The sequence below is a fragment of the Streptomyces sp. DH12 genome (assembly GCF_020873895.1).
Taxonomy (GTDB): domain Bacteria; phylum Actinomycetota; class Actinomycetes; order Streptomycetales; family Streptomycetaceae; genus Streptomyces.
In genome coordinates this window covers 1-381 of sequence record NZ_JAHWGT010001739.1, presented here as the reverse complement: position 1 = coordinate 381, position 381 = coordinate 1, and the positions used below count along the sequence as shown (strand labels likewise).

Here is a 381-nt window from a genome sequence, read left to right as displayed (position 1 = left end):
TCGTCCGGCTGTCGGTGCTGAGCCCTGCGGACCGCGACCCGGCTGTCCCCGCACCGTGCGTCTACTGGATGCACGGCGGCGGGATGGTCCTGGGTGACCGCTTCGGGCAGATCGACATTCCGCTGGAGTGGCTGGAGCGGTTCGGCGCGGTCGTCGTCACCGTGGAGTACCGGCTCGCCCCGGAGGCCACCGGCACCAGCGCCGTGGAGGACTGCCACCGGGGGCTGGCCTGGTGGCCGCGCACGGCGAGGAGCTGGGCGTGGACCCCGGCCGTGTCGTGGTCGCCGGCATCAGCGCGGGCGGGGGTCTCGCCGCCGGGCTGTGCCTGCTGGCCCGCGACCTCGGCACGCCCGCGATCGCGGCGCAGCTGCTGATCTGCCC

The 381-nt window shown here is 75.3% G+C and carries 1 pseudogene; it reads left to right on the top strand.

Annotation, left to right across the window (positions count from 1 at the left end):
* Positions 1-381 (top strand): annotated as a pseudogene (locus LPA54_RS41995) (alpha/beta hydrolase); the annotation flags it as partial.